Source organism: Mesorhizobium sp. M0437 (genome assembly GCF_040321335.1).
GTDB lineage: Bacteria > Pseudomonadota > Alphaproteobacteria > Rhizobiales > Rhizobiaceae > Mesorhizobium.
Genome location: NZ_JAMYRK010000015.1, coordinates 33,251 through 54,770, shown reverse-complemented (window position 1 = coordinate 54,770; position 21,520 = coordinate 33,251). Strand labels below are relative to the sequence as shown.

The window sequence follows — 21,520 nt, the reverse complement described above, 5'->3', positions numbered from 1 at the left end:
TACAAGTGTATAGTGCTGATAGGCGACAAGTCAATGATGCTGTGGAGTTGCAAGTTTTTTTAGTCGTGCGATAACAAGTTTTTTATGCGATAATCGGCAAATGCGATCGTTTCCATAGCCGCGCGAAGGATCGTTACCCGGATGGGCCGAGACCCAGCTCCCCCGCAGGCTACGCAGGGGCTCGGGGCGAGCCTAGAGCCTGGCCCTCCGAAGCGCTTCGAAGGAGGACGCGCCTCTTTGAAAAACTCGCCCGTTGTGCATCGTGGGTACCCGTAAACGCGAATTCTCAAAGGAAAGACGCTCCTTACCTCTCCCTCCCGCCACGATCATCACGGCCGCGCCCGCGCTCACTACGCCGCGACGCCCGCGAGATCGCTGCACGCATCTGATCGGCCACCAGACCGGGTTGCAGATGAAGGATGTCCGTGACGCTGTCGTGTGTTGCACCGTCACCGCAGTGACGGCAAGGCAGCTGCGCACGCCCATGGAGGAGAGCGTCTCGATATCGCGCGCGATTCCGGCACCCCCACTGGAGTCCGATCCGCCGACGACAAGTACATGCGATGCCTGCCTCAGCGCCCTTTCATCCGTTAGAATGAGCGTTCGAAACGCAGGATTCCGCCGACACTGCTCTTCTTGTTGGCGTTGGTCCAATTCATGTTGGAAGCGCCGTCCACCTTGCCGACGGCGAAGTTACCGTATCGGCCATAGTCGAGTTCCGCCGTAACTGTGAAATCTGGAAGAAACGCATAGGCGACGTTTGCAGCGACACCATGGTTCTTGAGCTGATCACCGGAGAGCTGAAGGTTGAACGAAGTTGTCTCGTTGAGCTTGTAAGTGGCGCCAGCCCAGAAAGCCCAGTTCCCGCCCCAACTCTTATAGAAGCCGCGACCATGAGCGTCGATGGCGTTCGTGGAGTCGTCGTTGAGCTTGCCGTTGGAACCGTAGCCGAGCATTCCGAACAGCAACAGTTCGTTGGTGACATTGATGTCGACACGGACCTTGGCGGCCACCGATTCGTAGTTGCTATCATAAGCGGCAACGCCGGTGATCGCGCCCCAGCCATGTGTGTATTTCAAGCCGCCGACTACGTGCGGTGCGTAGCTGTCGATTGTGCCGACCACGCCCGAGCCTTCTTCGAGCGAAACCACGGCCGAAAAGCCGTTCCCGGCGTCGAAGTAGTACTGAACCACATTGGTATCGAAAGGGCCGTACGGAACCGGCGTCTGGTTGAGTACGTCACCTGCGCCGCCAATAAACATGTCGAAGGCCGACCAGTCCTTACCAACTCGGAGGCCACCAAGCTGAATCCAGGCGAAAGTCAAGGTGCTGTCTCCGTTGAAGGCATAGGGCCGAGAACTGTCCGAAACCGAAGCGCCGCGGTTGCCGAAGTTCATGCGGGTTTCGGTGTAGGTCTTCAACGTGCCGAGTTCGGTCTCCTGGCCGGTCCAAGTTTTCAATGTGAAGCGCGTGTTGTTTTGCCATGTGCCCTGATCCTCACCAGTCCTCACATCCGAGGTTCTTGCGTGATCAACCAATCCGACATGGCCCAAGCCGACGTCGTAACGGACATAGCCGCCGATGCGCACGCAGGTCTCAGTGCCTGAAATGTAGACGTAGCCCGAGCCGTAGACGTCGCAGACTTTAACGTACTCAGTCGGGTCAGGCTCGGCAACGGCGGTCACGGCGCGAGCGTCGGAAACGGCAATCAGTGCCGCAGTTGAGCCGAGGAGGAGGCTCCTAATGTTCATTGTTGATCTCCGTTCAAAGAGTAAAAGGAATGGACGTCAGTGATGAACTCTTGCTAAGGAAACAGTCGATAACGATGCGCATCGAGTTGAATTTGAGCAGTTTTGATGCGCTCGTCACGCCAGATATTCATCAGAAATTGAGAATATTATTGGGTGTTATTGTTACAAACATGCGATTGTTATTACAAAAATAATAATCGCCGAAACGACTCCATCCAACATTTCTGTACAAATCATCCCCGTCATCTCCGCTAGTTGTGGGCGGGCCGTCACAAAGGCTTCTACTGCAAATGACGTGCCATCCTGACGACGCAGCTGCGGCTTGAAGCTCAAGTGTGCCGGCGGACCTTGGTTCGCTCTTCCTTCCTTTTTGCCTTGCGGATCAACCCAAGCACGAACGGCAAACGTTTCGGCTACGGTTCGTCTGTTCGCTTCGCGACAGTTTCGTTCAATGGCGACAGCTTTGTTTGCTGTGAGCCCCGACGTTGAGACATCATGCGGCGGCACCGCTCGGTACGACGCCGTCATTTTGGCGAGCGCGATGATCGGTAATCACGCGCTGACGCGCAGCCTTGCCTCCACCACGGAGTCAGTAGGCGCGCCGGCCTTGGCATTGCGGCCGACCTGACGGTCGCGTCGAGCAGCCTCTCGTCCTGATAGACGGCGCGCCACAGCTAGTGCTCTTTGCCAGCAATTCACACAACGAGCTCATCGAGATGCCAGAGATCACTATGGGGCTGCGCTAGCTGGCGAGCAAAGTCCGGTCCCAACGCCGTGTTATCTCGTTGGATGCGGCAGCCGCGCTCAGCAGAATCTAGTCGACCAGGCCCAGGCTGAAGGGAAGGGATGGTGGAACCAAACGGTGCGCGTGAGGGTCGCGGCGGGAACAGCCATGGCCAGTCGCTGACCGTCCAGCCAAGACTGAACGGCCGCTATTGCTGAGAAATACAAGTTTCGAGCCCAAAGCGGAACGGACTGACATAGCGCAAAGACACAGGCGAGCGCAGCGGTAAGGTTGGCGGTTATCAGCATGGGACGGTAACTGTTGCAGACCACAAAATATCGCGAGGCCGGCCTGCCTTGGTACACTATCTATCCGACTGTGTCGGAGTTCTCTGGGGCGGTCAGCGCCGAGGCTTATGAGGAATGGCTCAGGAACCTGCCGGCTGACCATCCGGTGTCGCTCTATTTCCACGTTCCGTTCTGCCGATCAGCTTGCTGGTATTGTGGCTTCCCCACCACCATCACCCGCCATGATGCGCCGATCCTCAACTATCTGGCGGCCCTGCGTGACGAGATCCGTTTGGTCTCGGAGCGAGCGCCGCAGACGCTGCCCGTGAGCGACATGCATTTCGGCGGCGGAACGCCGTCTCTCATAGGACCAGCCGAGTTCCTGGCTCTGATGGAGTTCCTGCGACGCCGCTTCGCTCTCACGAAAACAGCTACGGTTGCCGTCGAGATTGATCCGCGCACGTTCACGGCCGAGATGGCCGAGGCCTTAGGAGCAGCCGGCGTGAACCGTGTGAGTCTCGGCGTGCAGAGCTTCGATCCCATTGTTCAAAAAGCAATCAACCGGGTTCAGAGTGAGGCGCAGACGTCGGCTGCCGTGGAAATGCTGCGCCGGCATGGAGTAAGCCGCATCAACTTCGACCTCATCTTCGGTCTCCCGCATCAAACGGTGCAGTCCTGCGTTGAGACCGCGAGGGCGGCGGTCGCAATGCGCCCCGATCGGCTTGCGGTGTTCGGCTATGCGCACATCCCGTCGCTTATAAAGAATCAGCGCCTCATCGAGGAGGCAGTTCTTCCGGGCAGCGCTGCCCGCGCCGAACAGTATGCGGCCGTGGCCGCGACGCTGATTGCCGCCGGCTACCGCGAGATCGGACTCGACCATTTCGCCTTGCCGGACGACGAGCTCGCGCTGGCACAGAAAACGGGTCGCCTGCGGCGTAACTCGCTGGGCTACTCGGCCACCACCTGCAGAACCCTGATCGGTTTCGGCGCGTCGGCTATCGGCCGCGTCGGCGAGGGGTACGTCCAAAACGAAGTTACACGGGATTCCTACATCCAGCACATCGCAGCTGGCCGTCTGGCGACGTCAAAGGGCTATCGCCTCACCGACGACGACCGCGTGCGAGCCGCAATTATCGAGCGACTAATGTGCGATCTCGAGGCCGATGTGCAGGCAATCTGTGCCGCCCACGGATCTGATCCGATCCGTCTTCTCGATTCAGCTGAACGCTTGGCGATGCTGGCCGAGGACGGGATAGTGGACTTCGAAAACGGTTTTGTCCGCGTACGGCGGGAGCATCGCTTTGTAATTCGCGCTGTCGCTGCCGCGTTCGATGCTTTTCTCGATCGGGATGGCCGTAGGCATAGCCACAGGTGAGGGCAAGCATCCAACCGGAAGCTAAACTCGACGCCCTCGGCCGAGGCCTGTCATGAAGCGCGCGTCAAGGATGCGAAAAGCAGAGCTGATCCGCCTATTTCATCTCATCTTCAATGACATCGACCTCGTGGCTGCCACCGAGGCGTTTCCATATTGATCGTGGTAGGTGCGGGGCATCTGGGTGTTTCGCCGTCAGCGCATGAATATCCCCGCCATGTGATGGGTCAGGAAATCGCGGTGGCTGCAATCAGCCCGTCCATCGATGACAGACCGCGGCCACGCCGCTTCGCGAGGCCCGTCAGGTCGCCCAGGCCAGGACAACCAGTTTTCCACGGGCAGGACTCTCGGCTCGAAGCGCTGCGGCAGGTCCCGGGCGAGCCATCCGGCCAGTGCGTCACGTTTCCGACCTTTGTCCATGAGGGCAGCGCCGCGCCGGATCTCGGCGATCGACACAACGCTGATAAATGAGCGGTCTTCATCGAGCCCGTGATCCATTCCAGCACGCGCGCGTCAGGGCTCGGCCTCGTCACCTCGGAGAGGCCATTAGTGTCGAGCAAGAGCCTCACAATGGCAGACCATGCGGTTCATCGCGTAGCCGCTCGATGTCCAGTTCGGCGTTGCGCAGCGGCGATGCGCAGCGAGTGCCCAGAAAACAGCAGCCAGCTGCCCTTCCGGGGAATCGGAGCGGACGCCACGCAAAAAGCGCCAAATCCTTCCGCCGGCGGTCTGTGTGTTTGCGCGCTGGCGGCTTTGGTGTACTCCTGTGCCGTTTCGACGAGGCTTCCAGCCGGACCGGCAGGGGAGGAGGCTTTGGCGGCGCGGCCGGCACACGGCCCACCTCGAGGACGAGATCGACGATGTCGGGCAGATCCTCGGTCGCCTCACAAATCGGTGAGGTCGTCGGGACACCGTCTTCCACTTTTGTTGATCAGCCGCCTTCCTGGCCATGTTCCGAGACAATAAGGCGCCCGTGCGCCGCCGCCTCGATTAACCCAAGACGCGCAAGGATCTTTTGCCGGAGACAACGAGGTCACCATCCTGCGGTGCCGCGTTGCGTCACGGTCGGCATGAGATGTGCTAAGTGGACCGTCGTCAAACGTCAAACAGAGGCGTTGGTGACTGGACTGAACGACCAGAACGGGCTGCTTGCGCCCTTTCGGACTTCACAAAGTTCGAAAATGGCGTCGTTTCAGGGCATAATCGCCGCTTGTCAAAATGTTTGCGACAAGTCCGGTGAAAGCCTACCGAGTATCTTGTGCTTGGGGGGCGGTTAGTTCCGATAACCTAAGCGGCATACACATGCTAATCTATTTGATTTACGGGCCGACCTGCAGCGGCAAAACAGACGCGGCAATCCAAATTGCACGAGAGACCGGATGGCCGGTCATTGCGCTGGATCGTGTACAATGCTGTCCTCAAATCGCCACCGGCAGCGGGCGTCCCTCGGATTCCGAACTGCAATCTACCCAGCGGATCTACTTGGATTCGCGCCCGCTAACCGCGGGCATAATCGACGCCGAGACCGCCCATCGTAAGCTGATAATGCAAGTGGATGAGCGTAGTTCCCAGCCGGGGCTCATCCTCGAAGGCGGTTCGATCTCCCTTCTCAATTTAATGGCGCGAGTCAGCATTGGGATGGCGCTTTTCGGTGGCATGTAAGGCGGTTGCGGCTCGGCAACTCGGACGCCTTTCTGGAGAGAGCCAAGCGTCGGGTCACAGACATGTTTGTCACAAGAGAAGGACAACCTTCATTGCTGCAGGAACTTGCGGATCAGTGGAAGGAAGATGCAGTCCGTCCCACTTTGGAAGACGTTGACGGATATCGTTGCGCCATTCGTTTTGCGAGAGAGCACAGCTTGGCAATCAGCGAAATGCCGTGCCTTCGCAAAGAGCTCCAACAAGATCTTGTAGAGGCGATTGCGAGAGAATATCTCGAATATGCGCGTTGGCAAGAACGCGACTTTCCAGAATGGGAAACTGAGTGAGCAAGCCTCCCCGGACCTCGCCTGCGGTGCGGGCACGGTAGCTCCTGAGAATTGCGCTAAGTGGTTTGCTGAAGCAAGCTAGTGCCAGGCGACATTAGGTCCGTGTGGCAGCGGAAGGATTGCTTTCGCCACGGTGACTGCGGAGGAGGCGACATGGCTGCACTGCTCATTTCAGGCATGGGACGGAATGTACCGATGACAAAGTGCTGCGCGCTTCGTAGCGACCGCTACCGTGGCTGACTCGCGAACTACTATCCGCCAGCCCAGTCTGTGGCGTCGTCTCGGCTTTCATCGCCACCGCCTTCGCCCAGGAAACGCCCGAGGCCGCAAGCGTCGCCGTGGCAGTGCGGCACCCGGCAAGATGGGTGGTCATCGGCCTGATCGACGGGGAGCACCGTGCTTTCGTCCTGGGCGAGGTTGAGCGAGATGCCAACATGACGCTTCATCAATTGACGGCGGCACTGGCTGAACGTGGTCTCCTGCGAGCGTCGGTCGCTTCCTGCACCGCGAGGGCAAGAGCTTCAAAAAAACCGTTCTGCCGGCCGAGCAGCTCAAGCCAAAGCTGATGCGCGGGCGTGCGCAATGGATGCACTATCAGACCCGCATTGACCCTACGCGCCCGGTCTCCCTGGATGAAACATGGGTCAAGACCAACATGGCGCCGTTGCGCGGCTGGGGTGTGCGCGGCAAGCGGCTGATGGCCCACGCACCATATGGCCATTGGAAGACGATGACCTTCATCACCGCGCTGCGGCATGATCGGGTGGAGGCGCCTTGGGTCATTGACGGACCCATCAATACGCAGGCCTTTCGCGTCTATGTCGAAACCGAACTCAACAAAACACTGAAGCCGGGCGACATCGTCATTCTCGACAATCCCGGTTCTCACAAGGGCCAAGCCGTCCGCGACATCCTCAGGGCTGCTGGCGCAAGGCGGGTCAAGCCCGCGAGAGCGGCAATTTTGTTCCGGCTATCACCCTCTCGTCGAGAACGGCGTGACGGAAGCGATAAAGTTGCGCCGGCCGGCCGCCGGTTTCCGAGGTTGTCTCACCGGTCTCCTCGACCAGCTCCTGCTGCTCGATCAGCCGGCGAAAGTTCGGCTTACGCACGAGCCTGCCGGCAAGCGCCTCCACGGTGCGCTGCAGCTGCAAAAGCGTGAAGACCGGCGGCATCAGTTCGAATACGACCGGCCGGTATTTGATCTTGGAGCGCAGCCGCGCAATGCCGGTCGCCAGGATGCGACGATGATCGGCGATCATCGATCTGCCCGACACCGAGGTGGGCGCAGCGGAATGTCCGGCGCGTATTGCTTCCTCCACCAGGGCGGCTTCGTAGAGCAGCTCATAACGTTGAAGCGCGAGTTCCTCGTTCCAAGGGCGGTCGTCAAAGCCGAAGGCGATCGCCGCCCGCCGTCGTCGGTCGAGGCGTGTCGTACCGTCGTCAGTGCCATCCGCCCATTCCATCAGGCGCGGCCGCAATTCGTCCAACACGACCGCCGGTGTGCCGGAGCGGTGATCCTCCCACGGGAAATAGTCGTACCAGCTTCCCCAGTGTCGCCCGGCCGGGTCGCCAGCTTCGTCTTGGTGGGTGAGCGCCAGATAGCTGATAGAGACCACGCGGTCGTCAGCGCCAACCCTGTCGCGATCGGCGAAGGTGTAGAGCTGTTCGATATAGCCGAGCGGCTGGCCGGTCTGTTGTTCCACCCATCCCCTGAGGCCCGACTGCAGCGAACGGTGAGCAAGCTCGAACGGGCCGGAGGGCAGGGCGTTTGCCTGCGGGATGGTCAGAACGCAGGGGGCGCTGCTGTCCATGGCGACCACAACGGCGATCAAGTCCGCATTGACGTCGTTGGCCTTGCCTCCAGCTCCGCCTTTCCTAATCCCTTTTGCGCGATCGTCCATGGTCCCCGACGTCGTTGAGCAGAGCCCTGCCGCGTAGGCGGCTGAACCGATTGAATTCCGTTTTTGTCTGATAATTGTCGGCGCGTCAACACCACCCGTCGTGGCGATTTTAGCTCTTCGCAGTTGCACAAAAAGTGCCAACGCGACATCCGTGCTTGGGGAAGGAGGCCCATTGAGTGCGCCGATTCAAAGCTCGTCGATCGACATTGCGACGTTGTTCTCGTCGGCGACAGCGCGGCATGGTTCTCCACGGTTTGGCGTCGACGCTGGGCGTGACGCTGGAGATGATGATCATGCACGGTCAGGCCTGCCCCGTGGCCTGGAGCCGGCGCAAATGGTCGTCGACCGCCGTTCGGTTCCTTTTGAAGAAACCCGGAGCAGGCTTTCCGCAATGCCTGATAAAGCCCTTCCAGTGCGCCCGCGCCAGCATCATCGCACTCTCGCTCCAACACAACCTATGCGAGTCAGTAAATCGACTCGCCGGCACTATTGTTTCAGGGGAAATGAATCTAGTTTCAAAGGGTTCGGCCGATAGGCCGGGCACAGCTGCGGTCTTCACGGCCTTTTTGACATAAACGCGTCGCCCGATTGAGATTATCTTGACGGTAGCGCAGTGCGCCATCCATGCCACTCGAGATGATCATGGGCAAATATCGAGACCATCGCGAGCCACGCCGGCATCGCTATGACGATGACCCCGTTTCCTTTTCGGAACGGACTTCCGAGCCAAGCTATTTTCAGCGCCCGCCGACCGTGACGGCAGATCCTGTCGATGCGGAGGTATTGTGGTTCACAGTCAGCAAGGGTTTTGGCTTCGTCAAACTGTCGGACGGCACGGAGGCCTATCTGCACGTGCGAGTGTTAGAGGCGGCCGGAAGCCGGGATGTTGCCGCGGGAACGCCTCTCAAGATCACGGTCGAAAAAAGTCCAAAAGGTCATCAAGTCGCGCAGGTGCTGGAGATCGGCGATCACCGCGCGAAAACTCCGTCACATACGCGCGTCGCTGGAGGGACCTTCGTTGAAACCGGTGCGCAGCTGGAGAGCGGGGGCACGGTCAAGTGGTACAAACCCGAAAAGGGCTTCGGCTTCATTGCTCCTGACAACGGTGAGAAGGACGTCTTCGTTCATGCCAGCGCCCTGACGCGCTCAGGGCTCAGCGTGCTGGTGGCGGGACAGAAGGTGTTTGTCGAATGCGGGCAAGGCAAGAAAGGCTGGGAAGTCCGGAGCATTCGCCTTGCCTAGACGGCGATGCATTGCTCGCCTCGAAGGAGATGCCGGAGAGCGTCGGGCGGTCGCCCGAGCCCGCGTAGCAGAAACCGACATTGTCGAAGCGCAGCACGCCGTCGGTGACGACGAGATCCCTGGCGCCCGCCGCGTCCTCGATGTCAAGTTCGGCGTCGAGCAACTCGAACAGCCGCGTGCCGCAGGTCGAGGCGCGCGCGAACGAGTTGACCATCAATCCGAGCTAGCGCACCGGCATCTGTAGAATGGTCATGAAGGGGAGCAACAGGGCCAGCGTGCCGACGCTGATTTGACCTGCGATCACTTTCTGGCCACCGAACCAGAGCACCAGGCCCATGGCGGTCAGGAACGAGAAATTCATGGCGCTGGTGTTGCCGACACGGATGTCAACGCGCTCATTGGCGAGATCAAGGCGCGTCCTGCTTGGGGCGGTCGAACTTTTCCAGCTCGTGCGGCTGCGCGGCGAAGGCACGCACGACACGGATGCCGCCGAGATTCTCATCCATCACCCGGATCTTTAACGATCGCTGATGCCCAGATATGGGAAGGTCAGGCTTCAATGACGGGGAAGGTGAAGGATTGACTGGTCGGGTTTCCGGGCCGAGCTTGTCGGCCGCTCAATCGAAAGCGTCATTTGAGGCGCTTTCTCTCCCGCGTGTAACTGGAAGACACGCTCGTCCAGTTCCTTGTCTACTTCCGTGAGACGATGATTGAGGCGAAGGTAGTCGGTCCAGGTCGGCGTTCGGAACGTTTCTGTCCACTGCATAGGCTTCTGAAGGTTGCGCTGGAGCGTCCAGTTCCGAGCACCGACGCGGCTGTGTACATGACGCCGCTGCCGCATGAGGTCGAGGAAGGCCTCGACATTTCTCTCGGCTATCAGATATTCGATCTTGACCACGATCGGGCCGCTTCTCGGCTTCAGATTGAGAGCGACAGCCGGGGCATCGAATTCCTCCAGAGGATCGGGCTCTGAGTCGCGGCGCTCGCGAAGAGGAAACAGAACGCCGGCTGCAGCGACGAACATCAGGGAGGCAGCGGAACCCTCCAGCGCCAGGGCCAGCGAATGGTTTTCGGCCACCGTGCCCCACACCCAGCTGCCGAGCGCGATGCCACCATCTATCAAAGCATAGTAGATCGAGATGGTGCGCCCCACGACCCAGCGCGGGCTTGCCAGCTGCACGCTCACACCGACCCCTGACCAGGCGGTGACCCAGCCCGCGCCGCCCAAAGCGAGTGCAATTGCCGCCACCCCGATCGAAGTTGTCAGTGCCAGGGAAAGTGAGCACGCCGCGCAGGCGACGCAGGAGAGCCTCATCAGCCGCTCCTGCGACAAGCTCCGTCTGAACAGGCTGTTGGAGAGGCCAGCGAAGACGGCTCCGGTCCCGAAGCCGGCCATGAGCGCACCATAGGCGAGCGGGCCTCCTCCCAGCTGGTCGCGGACAACCACCGGCAGCAGCGCGAGTATGGCGATGCTCGCCAAGCCAAAGAGGGTTCCGCGCGCGATCGCGGCCTTGATTTCCGATGACATCGCCGTGAAGCGCAGCCCGTCATAGATCGCCGTCCTCATCGACTCGCGTGGAAGAGGGGAAGAACGAACCTTCCACTTGCAGCGCCAAATAGTGGCCAAGGGTACGAAATAGGTGAGCGTGGTCACCGCGAATGCCGCCATAAGGCCAAACGAGGCAACTACAATGCCGCCGAGCGCCGGGCCCACAGTCCGGACGGTATTGAATCCAACAGAAAGCAGGGTGACGGCAGCGGGAACATCTCGTCGATCCACAATATCGCCAACCGACGCTTGCCAGGCCGGATCATTGAGAGCACCGCCGCTTGCGATCAAGAAGCTGAAGCCGAGGATCATCCACGGACTGACAAAGCCCAGCGCCACCGATGCGGTCAGCATCGCGGAGGCAGTCACCATAAGGCACCGACCGGCGAACATGACCCGGCGCCGGCTGAAATTGTCAGCGAGAGCCCCGGCGAAGACAGACAAGACGAAGGCGGGCAGGTTCGATGAAGCCTGAACCAACGCAACCATCAGATCGGAAGTCGAGATCGTTGCCATCAGCCAGCTGATGGCGACAGTCTGCATCAACCAGCCGAGGCTTGAAACCTGCGTGGCGAGCCAGATCGAGCGAAAGGTGGGCTGCAGAAGTGGCCCAAAGGTCGTTGGTGCAGCCAAATCTTCGTTTGATCCAGCCACCCTACTCATTTTGCGATCCTTTGCTTTCCGTTATTGTCGCTTCCCATGTAATCTAGGCTGAACCGTGGCGGCTGGAAGAATAGATGGACCCATTTGTCTCCGACGATGTGGCCACAGTTCCTCCTGACCAGTGGTCTGGCGGCCGGGACGCAGACATGGGCCGGCTCACTCGCCTTCGACGACATGTTGGTGAGCCGGAATTCACATGTCATTTGAGGCATCATGCTCGTTCGACGCGCTGCCGAGCGATTTTTCGCGAAACGTTACCCTGTTCTTTTGTTGGAAACTCACTCATCAGCGGCGTTCGATGCTGAGTGTGGCTTCCGAAAAGTGAGGACGCTTGCAGATCTTTGACAGGATCAATTCCCTGCTTGACGCAGACGATTGCCACGCCGCGATCGAAGACGCCCGCGCCCTGCTACTTCAATTCGAACAAAAGTCTGATGCGCTCACACATGCGATTGACGAGTTTCTGCTCGACCTGATGACATTGGCTTTCATTGTCGAATGTTACGGACGCGGCTTTGAACTCCTGGCGCGAACGCTTGCCCGTAGAAGGCTGGTGAAGATCAGACTTTTGTCGGGAGGGATTGGCCGGGCAGAAATGGTTCCAAAGTCTGATGGCTGAACCGGCGATCGCGCCGCGTTGCAATTGACGACGTGGCGACCGCCAAAAAAAAGGGCCATCGGAAAACCGAGGCCCTTTAGGTGTAAAGTCAAAACCTTCAGAGGGGAACAGCTGATACGATGGAATGGGAGGAAACCATCGCGTGCATCAGCTGTAAGCTTAATGGCTAAAAGTTGTGCAATGCGCAAACACACTTTGTGCAATGCAGCTATGCAGTAACGCAAAGCCTCAAGTTGCAAGATCGAGTTTGGAAATGTTTGCTGCTCGTACGGTGATGGGCGAGATCCTTAAGCGTATGTACGGCGGCATGATGGACGCTTGCAAGCATCCAGACAAGATTATCGCGAAGCTAAAATAAGAGGTTCGATCCAATCGGCGATGCTCAATAGCCGCGCCATTCTGGTTCAGCCGGGCGTTACATCGCCTCGCCAAGTTGAGGATGTATTGGTCGCGAGCAGCCGCGCGCCAATTTGGAACCCACGACCATATGCAACGATTGGGCACTGTCCGAAGAAGGCCGAGAACGGTTGAAAGTGCGCTAGATGGAGATATTCTGAATTGGAACGGGGGCCTGGTTCATCGCCAAAGCGAGACATGGATGAAAAGCAGATCGCGCCCAACGCCTGATCCAACCATTGCAACGGAAGTCCCCTGGTCGGAAAGCCTAACCGCATATGATGACAAGCATTTCGAGCTCTATTTGAAGCTCATGGACGCTTGCGCCGACAGTGCCAGCGAAGAGGAGATGGCGCTGGATGTACTGGGTATCGATCCGGTCAAAGAGCCCATCCGCGCCCGTAAGGCCCTTCGCAGTCATCTCAAACGGGTGCTCTGGTTTATGCATGAGGGCCATAAGGAACTGCTTCCAAGCCGGCCGCCTCAATAACTGCGGCGCCGAACAAGGTTGCACGGAACTTACCGAGACGCTTGAAGCGGGATATGAACATTGGGTCACGACTGAGCGTCCCACACAGGAAAACAACGTTGTTCCGCCCACGCCGAGACACATCCTGCTAAGGGCGATCTTCGCTCTCTAAAGCCACCACAGCTTGATCGATTGATTGCGCTAAGTGGGGATCGCCGTAGCGAAGTGTCCACTTTGGCGCGTGAACATCTAGATAAGCGCCTTGAAGCAGATCCAATGGCCGCCGGGCGCATATTTGAGGCGATAGTCGATGGTCGACTGGGTCTATCCGCTCTAGACCTACTGCTGAAACGGCCAAAATTACTAACGCCTGATCGACTTGCGCGACTTCTGACGTGGTACGACAGCCCAGTGGCGGGAAAGCGAGAAAGGGTAATCTCACTGCTGAAGGAGCCCTTCCTGGGCAGAAACGACATCATTACTTGGGCACATCGTTTACGGGAGGACGAGGACTTCCATATTCGCGAGGCCGGTCATCGCCTGTTGCGTGAGCATAGAGTTTCCTAAGCCCCGGAGCGGAGCATCCAGACGGGCATCGGTCTGGTGCCAGTCAGGCGGGTGAAGATCCGGGATCGCGGCGCGAATGGCGAGGTTTGATCGGGTGCGGTTCGCCTCATCGATCCTGCCGAAATCGGCGCGTCGGGCGCGAAGTCTGGATGCGCTGCTTCCCGTTCTCTACCTGCGCGGTGTTTCGACGGGCGATTTTCAGGAAGCGCTGAGCGCGCTTGTGGGCAAGGACGCGCCGAACCTTTCACCCTCGGTGATCACGCGGCTGAGTGGAACGCCGATTACGAGCGTTGGCAAAAGCGCGATCTTTCGGCGCGCCGCTATATCTATGTGTGGGCGGACGGGGTCTACCTGCAGGCGCGGATGGAAGACCAAGCCGAATGCATGCTGGTCCTGATCGGCGCCACGCCCGAGGGCAAAAAGGAACTCGTCGGCTTCCAGACCGGCATTCGCGAGAGTGCGCAAAGCTGGCGCGAGCTGCTGGTCGACGTGAGGCGGCGTGGCCTGAAGATCGCGCCCGATATTGCCGTCGGCGATGGCGCGCTTGGCTCTGGAAGGCGCTCGACGAGGTCTTTCCCGGCACTAGGCACCAACGCTGCTGGGTGCACAAGACCGCCAACGTCCTGAACAAGGTGCCGCTCTCGGTGCAGGCCGACATGAAGACGGATTTGCGCGAGATTTACGGCGCGCCGGCACGCTCAGCAGCCGAAATGGCGATCGAAGTGTTCGCCGAGAAATACGGCGCGAAGTACAACAAGGCGGTCGACTGCCTGAAGAAGGATCGCGAGACGTTGCTGGCGTTCTACGATTCCCCCGTCGAACACTGGGATCAACTGCAAACGTCGGACCCGATCGAGAGCGTCTTTGCACCGTTCGCCGCCGAACGGTACACACGAACGGCTCCCTATCGTCGAAGACCGCCAGGCTGATGGTCTTCAAGCTCGTCATGGCCGCCGCCAAATACTGGCATCGATTGAAGGGACAAAATCAGTTGCCGAAACTGCTCGCAGTTGCGAGGTTCCAGGACGGGATCGAGGTCATCAAATGAAGCCGCAAAGCGCCGCTTGATCAACCCCGTCACCCAAAATCCGTCATAGCTCATTTTCCGGCGCCGTGCTTGTAGACGTTGACCACCAACCGGCGCGAATCGAGCGTCTTGAAGTAGTCCGTGCTTCGGACTTTCCAGCCGAAACTTTCCAGGAGGTCTGCAATCTCGGCGAAATCCGCTGACCAGACCTTCGCAGCTGCCGTATCCCCTCGATGCCAGTTTCGTAATTCGCGGACCAGCCAGTCCCGCAGCTGTTTGTCCCACTCGTGGAACATCCCTGCGGTGACACTCAACCGGGTTTGGTCGCGTATGCCGCTCAGGAGCTGTTGAACTCAATGCCGGCGTCGCGAGCAGCCTCGTAGAAATCCCCGGAATCGTCTCAAACCGGCCTTTGCTTTGCTCCAGCACTGCGGGGCCAGATCCGGCGGCCCCCGCCGCGCTGAAATGCCTCGCTCCTGCGGCCTCACACTCGCCAGGAGGCACAAGTGCGGTCTTATGTAGCAAACGCACCAAGCGCCTTTAGCGTGGGCCCTTTGCCTTCTCGACCGGGAGCACTGGAAGCTTAGCTTGTTGCACTTCGGTTTTGAGAAGCTGTCCTATGCCTCCAACACATTCGTTCGTGTAGCCAGCAGCCCATTTAACAACTCTCTTCCCGCTGAGTGCGCACATAACCGGGACTAAGCCGCTTAGGAGCGTCAGGTAAAACGAAATCCAGATCCAGTCTGTAGAAAATAAACAGTTCATCCACAGCCATTGGTTGACCGTGGTGGCCGTCCCAGCGGCGAGGACGAAAGCACAGAAACATCCTAGGGCGGATACCGCCTTTACGTCTCTGTGAAACTCGAAAACGCTCGAATAGAACTTACCCCAAAAGCCATCTGGCATTTTTTGCCGTTTCTTTGGCTCCGGAATGTCCTCATCGTTGTCGTATAGGCTACCAAGCCGCGCTACGCGCTGGAACCACAAGTTGTCGCATATGTTTGCAGCAATCTGCCCGTCCTCGCCTCGGAAGCTCTCAATTTTCTGCTTGGCGTGATCGCGTATTTTGCTTCGGTAGCGGAATCTAACAAGGGCCAGATATGCAACGTTTACCGCCAACGCAGTGCCGGCAACCGGCTCTAGCATTGGTGCGAGTGAAGTTGCTGCGGCGCACTCTGCCAACAAAGCTACGCCCCACAGTGCAAGCAGCTACTAGGCGACGGACCTAATGGCTTCTGACTGGCTAGAGGCGCCAATGGGTGTGGATGGGGCCCACAAACTTTCAAAAATATTTGCAATGTTTTTCGCCCCAGCCTTATCTCCGAAGACGGCAACGGCGACACACTCGCTCTTATCCGCCTCGAATCGATAGCTGTCCGAATCCATTACTAGAAAATGGAATTTATACAAGTCTTGATAAGCAGCGGGAACTTCGCGCACCTCAACATTCTTATAGGCAATGAACTTTTCAAAAAACGGATGGTCTTGAATGCTTGATTCAGAGCCGTCCTCGACCAGAACCCTCAGCTTGTGGTCGGGCTCAGCCAAAAATAGAGAGGCCTGCTCTATAACTTCGCTCTGCCCGTAAACGCGCGGATTAAGCTTGCCAGAAAGAATAGACACAGATTCATTTGCGTGTTCAAACATAGCTTCAACTATGGCTGACGCATGGTCCTGCGATCCATTGTAAATTGGCTTGCCGTCCCTAAGGGCGGCCGCTAGTCTAAGGCGTGCTCGGTAAGCATTCATTGTGATAACCACCCCCAACGAGGCTGAAGGTCTTTTGTTCCGCCGCGCGCTCCGCGAGAATAATTCAAACTGAGTCTTTGTCAACAGACGAGTTGTTAACTTTTCGTCAATAAATACAGAAGGTTAGACGGTCCCTGTGCGAAACGCCGCGAACGCTGTGGGAAACTTTAAAAGACCGCTTGACAGATTCTCAGGGAAATCACCAGTCGAAATGGATGGTGTCGGCTCCTATGACCGTTAGGCACTGCAACAGGAATGCGGCGGTGAAACCGCCACGGCTGATCTTGTTATTCAGGTTGCGTTCCGTTTCATGAATGCCGACCGCCGCCAGCTTTTCGGCAAGCTGTGCATAGGTGACGCCCTTCCGCTTCAACTCTGACTTCAAAAGGTTCTTGGCTTTCGTCTCGTATTCGACGGTCTGCGGGTCGTCCTTACGTGCCATAGCCTCGCCTCAAAAAATATCATCACATTCGATGATGTAAGCCCATGTATTTGGCGATACAAGCCCGCATATACGGTGGCCAATATCACCAGATATGATGACAATGGCCCAACACTTCCTCCTTTCCGCCGAAAGCCGCACCCTCTCCCTGAAGGAGATTTACAAGGGTGGCGAGGAAAAGGCTTACGACACGTTCAAGCGCCTTCGTTGGGCTTCGACGCAAGGCGAGCCTGTTTGCCCGAAATGCGGGTGCTTGGATCATTACGACATTCCGACCCGTCGCAAGTTCAAGTGCGCCGCTTGCGGTGCGCAGTTCTCGGTTACGAGCGGCACAATCTTCGCCTCGCGCAAGCTGTCGTTTGTCGATCTGCTCGCCGCGATCTGCCTGTTCGTCAACGGTGCCAAAGGCATGTCGGCGGTCCAGTTCTCTCGCGATCTGGACGTTCAATACAAGACAGCCTTCGTGCTGGCTCACAAGCTGCGCGAAGTCCTGTGGGCTGAAACCAAGAACGAAACCCTTGAAGGCGAGGTCGAGATTGATGGCGCTTATTCGGCGGCGTGGTGCGCCCTGAGAACCGCGTAGAGGACCGCAAGGACCGCCGCATGAAGGAGAACCAGTCAGACCTCCGCCGCGTTGTGATCGCCCTGCGCGAGCGCGCTGGCCGCACCTTGACGTTTGTCCGTCATCGCGAAGCCGAAGGCGTCGAAATCGCCCGCGCTCGTATGCTGGCCGGTTCCAAGCTGTTCGCGGACGAAGCCAATCATTGGGACGCGCTGGAAGCTGATTACGCTTCGACCCGCATCAATCACTCGGAAAGCTACAGCGACGGCCACGGCAAGCATACGAACATGGTGGAGAGCTATTTCAGCCGCCTTCGTCGGATGGTCGCCGGTCAGCACCACCACGTTTCGCACCGCTACCTCTACCAGTACGCCAATCATGCCGCATGGCTTGAAGATCACCGTCGCCGGTCAAATGGTGGCAATGCCTTCGCTCTGCTTGGTGGTGCGCTCAATCATTCCGTGAGTCGCGTTTGGGCTGGCTACTGGCAACGCTAGACTGGCGTCGAATCAGGTTGCACTTTGTGCAATGCACAATCTAGACGAGTCGGCCAGAATCAGGCTATACGGCGCAAAATATGCGAAGATCGCAAAACGGGCGCGGTGGGAGGAAACCAGCCAAGCCTTTGAATCTAGATAGCTTTTTTGCACCCACACTATTATGTGGCAGGGTGCATTTGCCGCTGCCTTGACTCCGGCAGGCCGCGAGACTCTTATCCATCTCGTGAGGGGAAGAATCCTTTCGCCCAATACGACAAAGCCGGGGCTTCCGACCCCGGCTCCGTATCGGTAACCGCAGTGCTTTGGACGGCTTGCGGCTAGTCGTATGTACACGCGGGACCCTACTCGCAATCGACTCGCTGTCAAGTCGTCCAAGCGTCCTAAAAGGAGTTTAGGATAATGACGACCGACAATAAACCACCATACCAGCTCACATATGATGATGCAGTCGACGTTTGGCTACGTCATTGGGCTGGGCAATATCAGCATCACATTGCCGCCGTCTATGGCGTCAATCCGGGCCGCGTGAATGACGTTCTCAAAGGGCGGAAACACGCAGGTGCCGAACAGGTCGCCGCTTCGAAAAGGAGGGCTGCCTAATGGCTAGTAGTTCCGTGAAACTTCTTTGCGGCTCTTGCAAGGTCGACCTTGAAGGACCCGCGAATGCGAAGGACCATGACGTGATTGCGTGTCCCCGGTGCGGGCGCAGTGACACACTCAAAAACGTCGTGAGGGAAGTCACGAAGCATGCCGAGGAAGCGATGGCGCGCGGTCTTCAGAAAAGCCTGAGCGGCGCGTTCCGAGGGAGCAAGAACGTCAAGTTCTCTGGCAACCCCGTCCCACATCGCACCTATCGCTTCATCAGCGATATGAAACTTTGACATAGTTTCTACTCCTGCGGTCGGCTGTCATGGCCGACCGCTTCGGCCCGCCGCCGTCGCCAGCCCTTCGCCGTCTTGATGTTATTCATGAGCGGCTTCACAAGCGCGGTATCCCATCCCTTCGCCTGAGCGATACGCGTTGCGGTTTCCCGGTTCGACGCGCTGCCTTCCGCTTCATGCCTGAGAATCAGCCGGTAAAGCTCGCCCTTGCGGAAGCGGCTTGGCGTGCGCCGTAGCGGCACGATAAGCGACGGATCGCCCTTGTAGCCAAGGATGAGCAGCACCGCGTCAATGTGCTGTAGTTGGTGAGCCAGGTCCGCACCCTTGAACCGGATCGCGCCGGATATCTCGGATCGCTTGGCTACCAGCGTATTGATAGCGTGTTGGTATCGGGTGGAACGGACGGTGGGCGCTACTCTCGGCATCCCCGGATTTTATGGGAACCGACCCTTTAAGTCGTGCGGGAAGTTGGTGCGTTTGCTACATAAGACCGCACAAGTGCATCCCCATGCCTGACTGGCAGTGCGCTTCGCCGCAGGAAGAGTCCCGTGACTTTCCCGGCCTGGCAGGGCAGCTTGTCTCGGCGCCGCTGAATTCCGATCTGCAAAGCGGCCTCATCCCGTCACGCCCTGTGAAAAAAGGGCAGGAGGGCTACGGCTTCCATTTCAGCGTCAGCCGCTGAACGCTTGAGCCGGCTCTACGGCTATTCGGCTGGGGTTTTCCGAAGCTTTTCTAACACAAAGAGCTTGCCCTGGCGCACGGCGTACTCGATTGATTGCGCCTTCGCCAGATGCGCTGCAATCGCGCTGGCCAGCATGCAGCCCGTCCCGCGCATCGATGCGGCAAGACGCGGCGTGTCAAAGCGGACTGGTTCGTGATCGGGGCGCAACAGAATATCGGTTGATTGCGGTCCCGATGCATGGCCGCCCTTGATCAGCAGAGCCCGCGCGCCGGCTGCCAGCAATTCTTGGCCTTGCCACACTACGCCGTCCTCATCCACTGCCCGCTCCGAGCCAACAAGGAGTGCCAGCTCGAAGAGATTGGGGGTGACCAGACGGCAAAATGGCATCAGATCGCATTTCAGGGCGGCGATGGCGCCGGCTTCCAGGAGCGCCCGGCCTGACGTCGACGCCAGCACCGGGTCGAGCACTGCCGGCACCTGCGGATTTTCGCGCAGCACTCCGGCAACCGCAATGACGATCTCCACCGTGGCGAGCATCCCGAGCTTGATGGCCGCCACTTTGTTGGCCTGCAACCCCGCACGCATCTGACCGGCCACCAGACCGGGTTGCATAGAGTGGATTTCCATGACCGCATGGTGCGTCTGCACCGTTAGCGCGGTGACAGCAAGGCAGGTGCGCACGCCCATGGAGGAGAGCGTCTCGATATCGCGTGCAATTCCAGCCCCACCGCTGGAGTCTGATCCGCCGACCACGAGCACATGCGGTTCTCGCCTCAGCGCCATGGCTTTGTCTTTTCGATCCATTCTCGCGTGCGCGCTTCGGGATCGGCATTCAACGTGATGTCGGTGACCACCGCCGCGGTGTCCGCACCGGCCTCGAAGACACCGTCGAGCCGGTCGGGGTTGAGGCCGCCGATGGCGACCAATGGGATCGGCGCCACCCTATGCTTCCACTCGCTGATCCGCTCGAGCCCTTGCGGCGCCCATTTCATCTGCTTCAGGATGGTGGGATAGATGGGGCCGAGCGCGATATAGTCGGGCTCGGCAGCGATAGCCGTTTCCAGTTCGATATGATCGTGCGTGCTGAGCCCGAGCTTCAATCCGGCGTACTTAATCGCCAGCAGGTCGGCCGCAGCCAAATCCTCTTGGCCGAGATGGACGAAGTCGCAGCCTTCCTCGATTGCCGTGCGCCAATGGTCGTTGACGATCAGTTGGCAACCATGGACCGCGCAGACGCCGTTCGCGCGGCGGATTTCCGTCCGCAACGTGGCCTCGTCCCTATCCTTGATGCGCAACTGAACCAGCTTAACGCCAAGCGGCACCAGCCGTACGATCCAGGCGGCGCTGTCGAGGATCAGGTAGAAGGGATCGAGCTTCATGAAAATACTGCCCTGCCGATGGTCGGTGTCGATGGTATGGCGACGTCGCGCGGTTCGAGCATTCCGGAGCTGAAAGCTTCACGACCGGCCTCGACCGCCTTGCCGAACGCGCGCGCCATGCCGACCGGATCGGCCGCCCTGGCGACCGCCGTGTTCAGGAGCACGGCGTCAAAGCCGAGTTCCATGACAGTCGCCGCGTGCGACGGCCGTCCGAGCCCCGCATCCACAATCAGCGGAACGCCCGGGAAATGCCCGCGCATTGAGCGCAGGGCCGGAATGTTGACCGGCCCGAGGGCGGAACCGATCGGTGCACACCAGGGCATCAAGACCTTGCAGCCCGCCGCAAGGAGCCGCTGGGCGACGACGAGGTCGTCGGTGGTGTAGGGGAATACATCAAAGCCGTCCTCGCACAGGATGCGGGCGGCTTCGACCAGGCCGAAAACATCCGGCTGCAGCGTGTCATGGTTGCCGATCACTTCGAGCTTGATCCAGTTGGTACCGAAAACTTCGCGCGCCATCTTCGCAGTCGTGACAGCTTCCTTGACGGAGTGGCAGCCAGCAGTGTTGGGCAGGATTCTGACGCCGAGCGATCGGATCAACGACCAGAATTTTTCGCCGGCCCTGCCGCCTGCCATCTCACGGCGCAACGAGACGGTCACCACCGCCGTGCCCGATGCCCTGACCGCATCGGCAAGGATGGCCGGCGAAGGATACTGAGCCGTGCCGAGAAGCAGTCGGGAGGGAAGCGTCGTTCCAAGAAGGTCGAACAT

General features: G+C 58.9%; 21 protein-coding genes and 7 pseudogenes. 12 read left to right on the top strand and 16 right to left on the bottom strand.

The window, feature by feature from the left end:
• Window positions 1-367 precede the first annotated feature (367 nt).
• The 3 genes and pseudogenes from NKI72_RS35445 to NKI72_RS12290 all read right to left on the bottom strand — a co-directional run.
• Window positions 368-576: pseudogene (locus NKI72_RS35445) on the bottom strand (bifunctional hydroxymethylpyrimidine kinase/phosphomethylpyrimidine kinase); the annotation flags it as partial.
• Between the two features lie 14 nt (window positions 577-590).
• On the bottom strand, window positions 591-1,751 hold the full coding sequence (locus NKI72_RS12295) for a porin (protein WP_352693095.1): 1,161 nt from the start codon (window positions 1,749-1,751) through the stop codon (window positions 591-593).
• Window positions 1,752-1,913: 162 nt separating this feature from the next.
• Window positions 1,914-2,279: a hypothetical protein gene (locus NKI72_RS12290; protein WP_352693093.1), complete on the bottom strand. Its 366-nt coding sequence runs from the start codon at window positions 2,277-2,279 to the stop codon at window positions 1,914-1,916.
• Window positions 2,280-2,796: 517 nt separating this feature from the next.
• Between NKI72_RS12290 and hemN the strand changes: the two genes are divergently transcribed.
• Window positions 2,797-4,137 carry an oxygen-independent coproporphyrinogen III oxidase gene (gene hemN, locus NKI72_RS12285; protein WP_352693091.1) on the top strand — a complete coding sequence of 447 codons (1,341 nt, stop codon included), beginning with the start codon at window positions 2,797-2,799 and terminating at the stop codon, window positions 4,135-4,137.
• A 227-nt stretch (window positions 4,138-4,364) separates the two neighbouring features.
• Here the strand turns inward: hemN and NKI72_RS12280 are convergent.
• Window positions 4,365-4,703: pseudogene (locus NKI72_RS12280) on the bottom strand (PIN domain-containing protein); the annotation flags it as partial.
• 649 nt (window positions 4,704-5,352) lie between these two features.
• On the opposite strand from NKI72_RS12280, the pseudogene NKI72_RS12275 reads away from it, so the two are divergent.
• Together NKI72_RS12275 and NKI72_RS12270 are read left to right on the top strand one after the other, a co-directional pair.
• Window positions 5,353-6,122 (top strand): annotated as a pseudogene (locus tag NKI72_RS12275) (isopentenyl transferase family protein).
• A 655-nt stretch (window positions 6,123-6,777) separates the two neighbouring features.
• A pseudogene (locus NKI72_RS12270) lies at window positions 6,778-7,053 on the top strand (transposase); the annotation flags it as partial.
• A 7-nt stretch (window positions 7,054-7,060) separates the two neighbouring features.
• On the opposite strand, the gene NKI72_RS12265 reads toward NKI72_RS12270, so the two are convergent.
• Window positions 7,061-8,023 carry an NUDIX hydrolase gene (locus tag NKI72_RS12265; RefSeq protein ID WP_352693089.1) on the bottom strand — a complete coding sequence of 321 codons (963 nt, stop codon included), beginning with the start codon at window positions 8,021-8,023 and terminating at the stop codon, window positions 7,061-7,063.
• Between the two features lie 642 nt (window positions 8,024-8,665).
• Here NKI72_RS12265 and NKI72_RS12255 point away from each other — a divergent pair.
• Window positions 8,666-9,265 (top strand): cold-shock protein, encoded by a 600-nt coding sequence (locus NKI72_RS12255; RefSeq protein WP_352492847.1) that lies wholly within the window; start codon window positions 8,666-8,668, stop codon window positions 9,263-9,265.
• On the opposite strand, the pseudogene NKI72_RS12250 reads toward NKI72_RS12255, so the two are convergent.
• Both NKI72_RS12250 and NKI72_RS12245 read right to left on the bottom strand, forming a co-directional pair.
• A pseudogene (locus tag NKI72_RS12250) lies at window positions 9,240-9,789 on the bottom strand (ABC transporter transmembrane domain-containing protein); the annotation flags it as partial. The gene NKI72_RS12255 and the pseudogene NKI72_RS12250 sit on opposite strands and share 26 nt — an antisense overlap.
• 32 nt (window positions 9,790-9,821) lie before the next feature.
• Complete coding sequence (locus tag NKI72_RS12245; protein ID WP_352693085.1) at window positions 9,822-11,477, bottom strand: MFS transporter; 1,656 nt, start codon at window positions 11,475-11,477, stop codon at window positions 9,822-9,824.
• A 331-nt stretch (window positions 11,478-11,808) separates the two neighbouring features.
• Here NKI72_RS12245 and NKI72_RS12240 point away from each other — a divergent pair, with 331 nt between their 5' ends.
• The 4 genes and pseudogenes from NKI72_RS12240 (at window position 11,809) to NKI72_RS35435 (ending at window position 14,457) form a co-directional block, all read left to right on the top strand.
• A complete protein-coding gene (locus tag NKI72_RS12240) occupies window positions 11,809-12,096 on the top strand; it encodes a hypothetical protein (RefSeq protein WP_352567760.1) in 288 nt (95 codons plus the stop codon).
• Window positions 12,097-12,694: 598 nt separating this feature from the next.
• On the top strand, window positions 12,695-12,982 hold the full coding sequence (locus NKI72_RS12235; RefSeq protein WP_081726247.1) for a hypothetical protein: 288 nt from the start codon (window positions 12,695-12,697) through the stop codon (window positions 12,980-12,982).
• A 622-nt stretch (window positions 12,983-13,604) separates the two neighbouring features.
• Window positions 13,605-13,925 carry a transposase gene (locus tag NKI72_RS35440; RefSeq protein WP_502898265.1) on the top strand — a complete coding sequence of 107 codons (321 nt, stop codon included), beginning with the start codon at window positions 13,605-13,607 and terminating at the stop codon, window positions 13,923-13,925.
• Window positions 13,859-14,457, top strand: a pseudogene (locus tag NKI72_RS35435) (IS256 family transposase). The gene NKI72_RS35440 and the pseudogene NKI72_RS35435 overlap by 67 nt, the downstream one beginning before the upstream one ends.
• On the opposite strand, the gene NKI72_RS35430 reads toward NKI72_RS35435, so the two are convergent.
• The 5 genes from NKI72_RS35430 to NKI72_RS12210 all read right to left on the bottom strand — a co-directional run bounded on the left by NKI72_RS35430 (window position 14,433) and on the right by NKI72_RS12210 (window position 16,746).
• Window positions 14,433-14,630 carry a hypothetical protein gene (locus NKI72_RS35430; RefSeq protein ID WP_502898264.1) on the bottom strand — a complete coding sequence of 66 codons (198 nt, stop codon included), beginning with the start codon at window positions 14,628-14,630 and terminating at the stop codon, window positions 14,433-14,435. The pseudogene NKI72_RS35435 and the gene NKI72_RS35430 sit on opposite strands and share 25 nt — an antisense overlap.
• Entirely contained in the window at window positions 14,627-14,869 is a 243-nt protein-coding gene (locus tag NKI72_RS12225; protein WP_352693083.1) for a hypothetical protein, read from the bottom strand. The genes NKI72_RS35430 and NKI72_RS12225 overlap by 4 nt, the downstream gene beginning before the upstream one ends.
• 226 nt (window positions 14,870-15,095) lie before the next feature.
• The gene (locus NKI72_RS12220) at window positions 15,096-15,737 is read right to left on the bottom strand and encodes a hypothetical protein (RefSeq protein WP_352693082.1); all 642 of its coding nucleotides are present in this window, start codon (window positions 15,735-15,737) and stop codon (window positions 15,096-15,098) included.
• A 30-nt stretch (window positions 15,738-15,767) separates the two neighbouring features.
• Window positions 15,768-16,304 (bottom strand): DUF7931 domain-containing protein, encoded by a 537-nt coding sequence (locus NKI72_RS12215; RefSeq protein ID WP_352693080.1) that lies wholly within the window; start codon window positions 16,302-16,304, stop codon window positions 15,768-15,770.
• Window positions 16,305-16,503: 199 nt separating this feature from the next.
• Window positions 16,504-16,746: a DUF6471 domain-containing protein gene (locus NKI72_RS12210; protein ID WP_352693078.1), complete on the bottom strand. Its 243-nt coding sequence runs from the start codon at window positions 16,744-16,746 to the stop codon at window positions 16,504-16,506.
• Between the two features lie 103 nt (window positions 16,747-16,849).
• Between NKI72_RS12210 and NKI72_RS12205 the strand changes: the two are divergent.
• From NKI72_RS12205 to NKI72_RS12195, 3 genes and pseudogenes are all read left to right on the top strand, one after another.
• Window positions 16,850-17,805 (top strand): annotated as a pseudogene (locus NKI72_RS12205) (IS1595 family transposase).
• A gap of 402 nt (window positions 17,806-18,207) precedes the next feature.
• A complete protein-coding gene (locus tag NKI72_RS12200) occupies window positions 18,208-18,408 on the top strand; it encodes a hypothetical protein (protein WP_128290069.1) in 201 nt (66 codons plus the stop codon).
• On the top strand, window positions 18,408-18,689 hold the full coding sequence (locus tag NKI72_RS12195; protein ID WP_352693076.1) for a hypothetical protein: 282 nt from the start codon (window positions 18,408-18,410) through the stop codon (window positions 18,687-18,689). The genes NKI72_RS12200 and NKI72_RS12195 overlap by 1 nt, the downstream gene beginning before the upstream one ends.
• An 8-nt stretch (window positions 18,690-18,697) precedes the next feature.
• On the opposite strand, the gene NKI72_RS12190 is transcribed toward NKI72_RS12195, so the two are convergent.
• Entirely contained in the window at window positions 18,698-18,973 is a 276-nt protein-coding gene (locus NKI72_RS12190; protein WP_352693075.1) for a hypothetical protein, read from the bottom strand.
• Between the two features lie 224 nt (window positions 18,974-19,197).
• On the opposite strand from NKI72_RS12190, the gene NKI72_RS12185 reads away from it, so the two are divergent.
• Window positions 19,198-19,371 carry a hypothetical protein gene (locus tag NKI72_RS12185; protein WP_352693073.1) on the top strand — a complete coding sequence of 58 codons (174 nt, stop codon included), beginning with the start codon at window positions 19,198-19,200 and terminating at the stop codon, window positions 19,369-19,371.
• Window positions 19,372-19,392: 21 nt separating this feature from the next.
• Here NKI72_RS12185 and NKI72_RS12180 read toward each other — a convergent pair whose 3' ends face one another.
• The 3 genes from NKI72_RS12180 to NKI72_RS12170 are packed head-to-tail and all read right to left on the bottom strand — an operon-like array spanning window position 19,393 to window position 21,520.
• Window positions 19,393-20,154 carry a hydroxymethylpyrimidine/phosphomethylpyrimidine kinase gene (locus NKI72_RS12180; RefSeq protein WP_352693128.1) on the bottom strand — a complete coding sequence of 254 codons (762 nt, stop codon included), beginning with the start codon at window positions 20,152-20,154 and terminating at the stop codon, window positions 19,393-19,395.
• Complete coding sequence (locus tag NKI72_RS12175) at window positions 20,145-20,750, bottom strand: thiamine phosphate synthase (RefSeq protein ID WP_352850188.1); 606 nt, start codon at window positions 20,748-20,750, stop codon at window positions 20,145-20,147. Before NKI72_RS12175 ends, NKI72_RS12180 begins: the two co-directional genes overlap by 10 nt.
• Window positions 20,747-21,520: a thiazole synthase gene (locus NKI72_RS12170; protein ID WP_352693069.1), complete on the bottom strand. Its 774-nt coding sequence runs from the start codon at window positions 21,518-21,520 to the stop codon at window positions 20,747-20,749. The genes NKI72_RS12175 and NKI72_RS12170 overlap by 4 nt, the downstream gene beginning before the upstream one ends.

Bases quoted from the DNA above. Each gene is read 5' to 3' on its own strand.
- NKI72_RS12295 (WP_352693095.1), bottom strand. From the start codon at position 1,751: ATGAACATTAGGAGCCTCCTCCTCGGCTCAACTGCGGCACTGATTGCC.
- NKI72_RS12290 (WP_352693093.1), bottom strand. From the start codon at position 2,279: ATGACGGCGTCGTACCGAGCGGTGCCGCCGCATGATGTCTCAACGTCG.
- NKI72_RS12265 (WP_352693089.1), bottom strand. From the start codon at position 8,023: ATGGACGATCGCGCAAAAGGGATTAGGAAAGGCGGAGCTGGAGGCAAG.
- NKI72_RS12255 (WP_352492847.1), top strand. From the start codon at position 8,666: ATGGGCAAATATCGAGACCATCGCGAGCCACGCCGGCATCGCTATGAC.
- NKI72_RS12245 (WP_352693085.1), bottom strand. From the start codon at position 11,477: ATGAGTAGGGTGGCTGGATCAAACGAAGATTTGGCTGCACCAACGACC.
- NKI72_RS12235 (WP_081726247.1), top strand. From the start codon at position 12,695: ATGAAAAGCAGATCGCGCCCAACGCCTGATCCAACCATTGCAACGGAA.
- NKI72_RS35440 (WP_502898265.1), top strand. From the start codon at position 13,605: ATGGCGAGGTTTGATCGGGTGCGGTTCGCCTCATCGATCCTGCCGAAA.
- NKI72_RS35430 (WP_502898264.1), bottom strand. From the start codon at position 14,630: ATGAGCTATGACGGATTTTGGGTGACGGGGTTGATCAAGCGGCGCTTT.
- NKI72_RS12215 (WP_352693080.1), bottom strand. From the start codon at position 16,304: ATGAATGCTTACCGAGCACGCCTTAGACTAGCGGCCGCCCTTAGGGAC.
- NKI72_RS12210 (WP_352693078.1), bottom strand. From the start codon at position 16,746: ATGGCACGTAAGGACGACCCGCAGACCGTCGAATACGAGACGAAAGCC.
- NKI72_RS12200 (WP_128290069.1), top strand. From the start codon at position 18,208: ATGACGACCGACAATAAACCACCATACCAGCTCACATATGATGATGCA.
- NKI72_RS12195 (WP_352693076.1), top strand. From the start codon at position 18,408: ATGGCTAGTAGTTCCGTGAAACTTCTTTGCGGCTCTTGCAAGGTCGAC.
- NKI72_RS12185 (WP_352693073.1), top strand. From the start codon at position 19,198: ATGCCTGACTGGCAGTGCGCTTCGCCGCAGGAAGAGTCCCGTGACTTT.
- NKI72_RS12180 (WP_352693128.1), bottom strand. From the start codon at position 20,154: ATGGCGCTGAGGCGAGAACCGCATGTGCTCGTGGTCGGCGGATCAGAC.
- NKI72_RS12175 (WP_352850188.1), bottom strand. From the start codon at position 20,750: ATGAAGCTCGATCCCTTCTACCTGATCCTCGACAGCGCCGCCTGGATC.
- NKI72_RS12170 (WP_352693069.1), bottom strand. From the start codon at position 21,520: ATGTTCGACCTTCTTGGAACGACGCTTCCCTCCCGACTGCTTCTCGGC.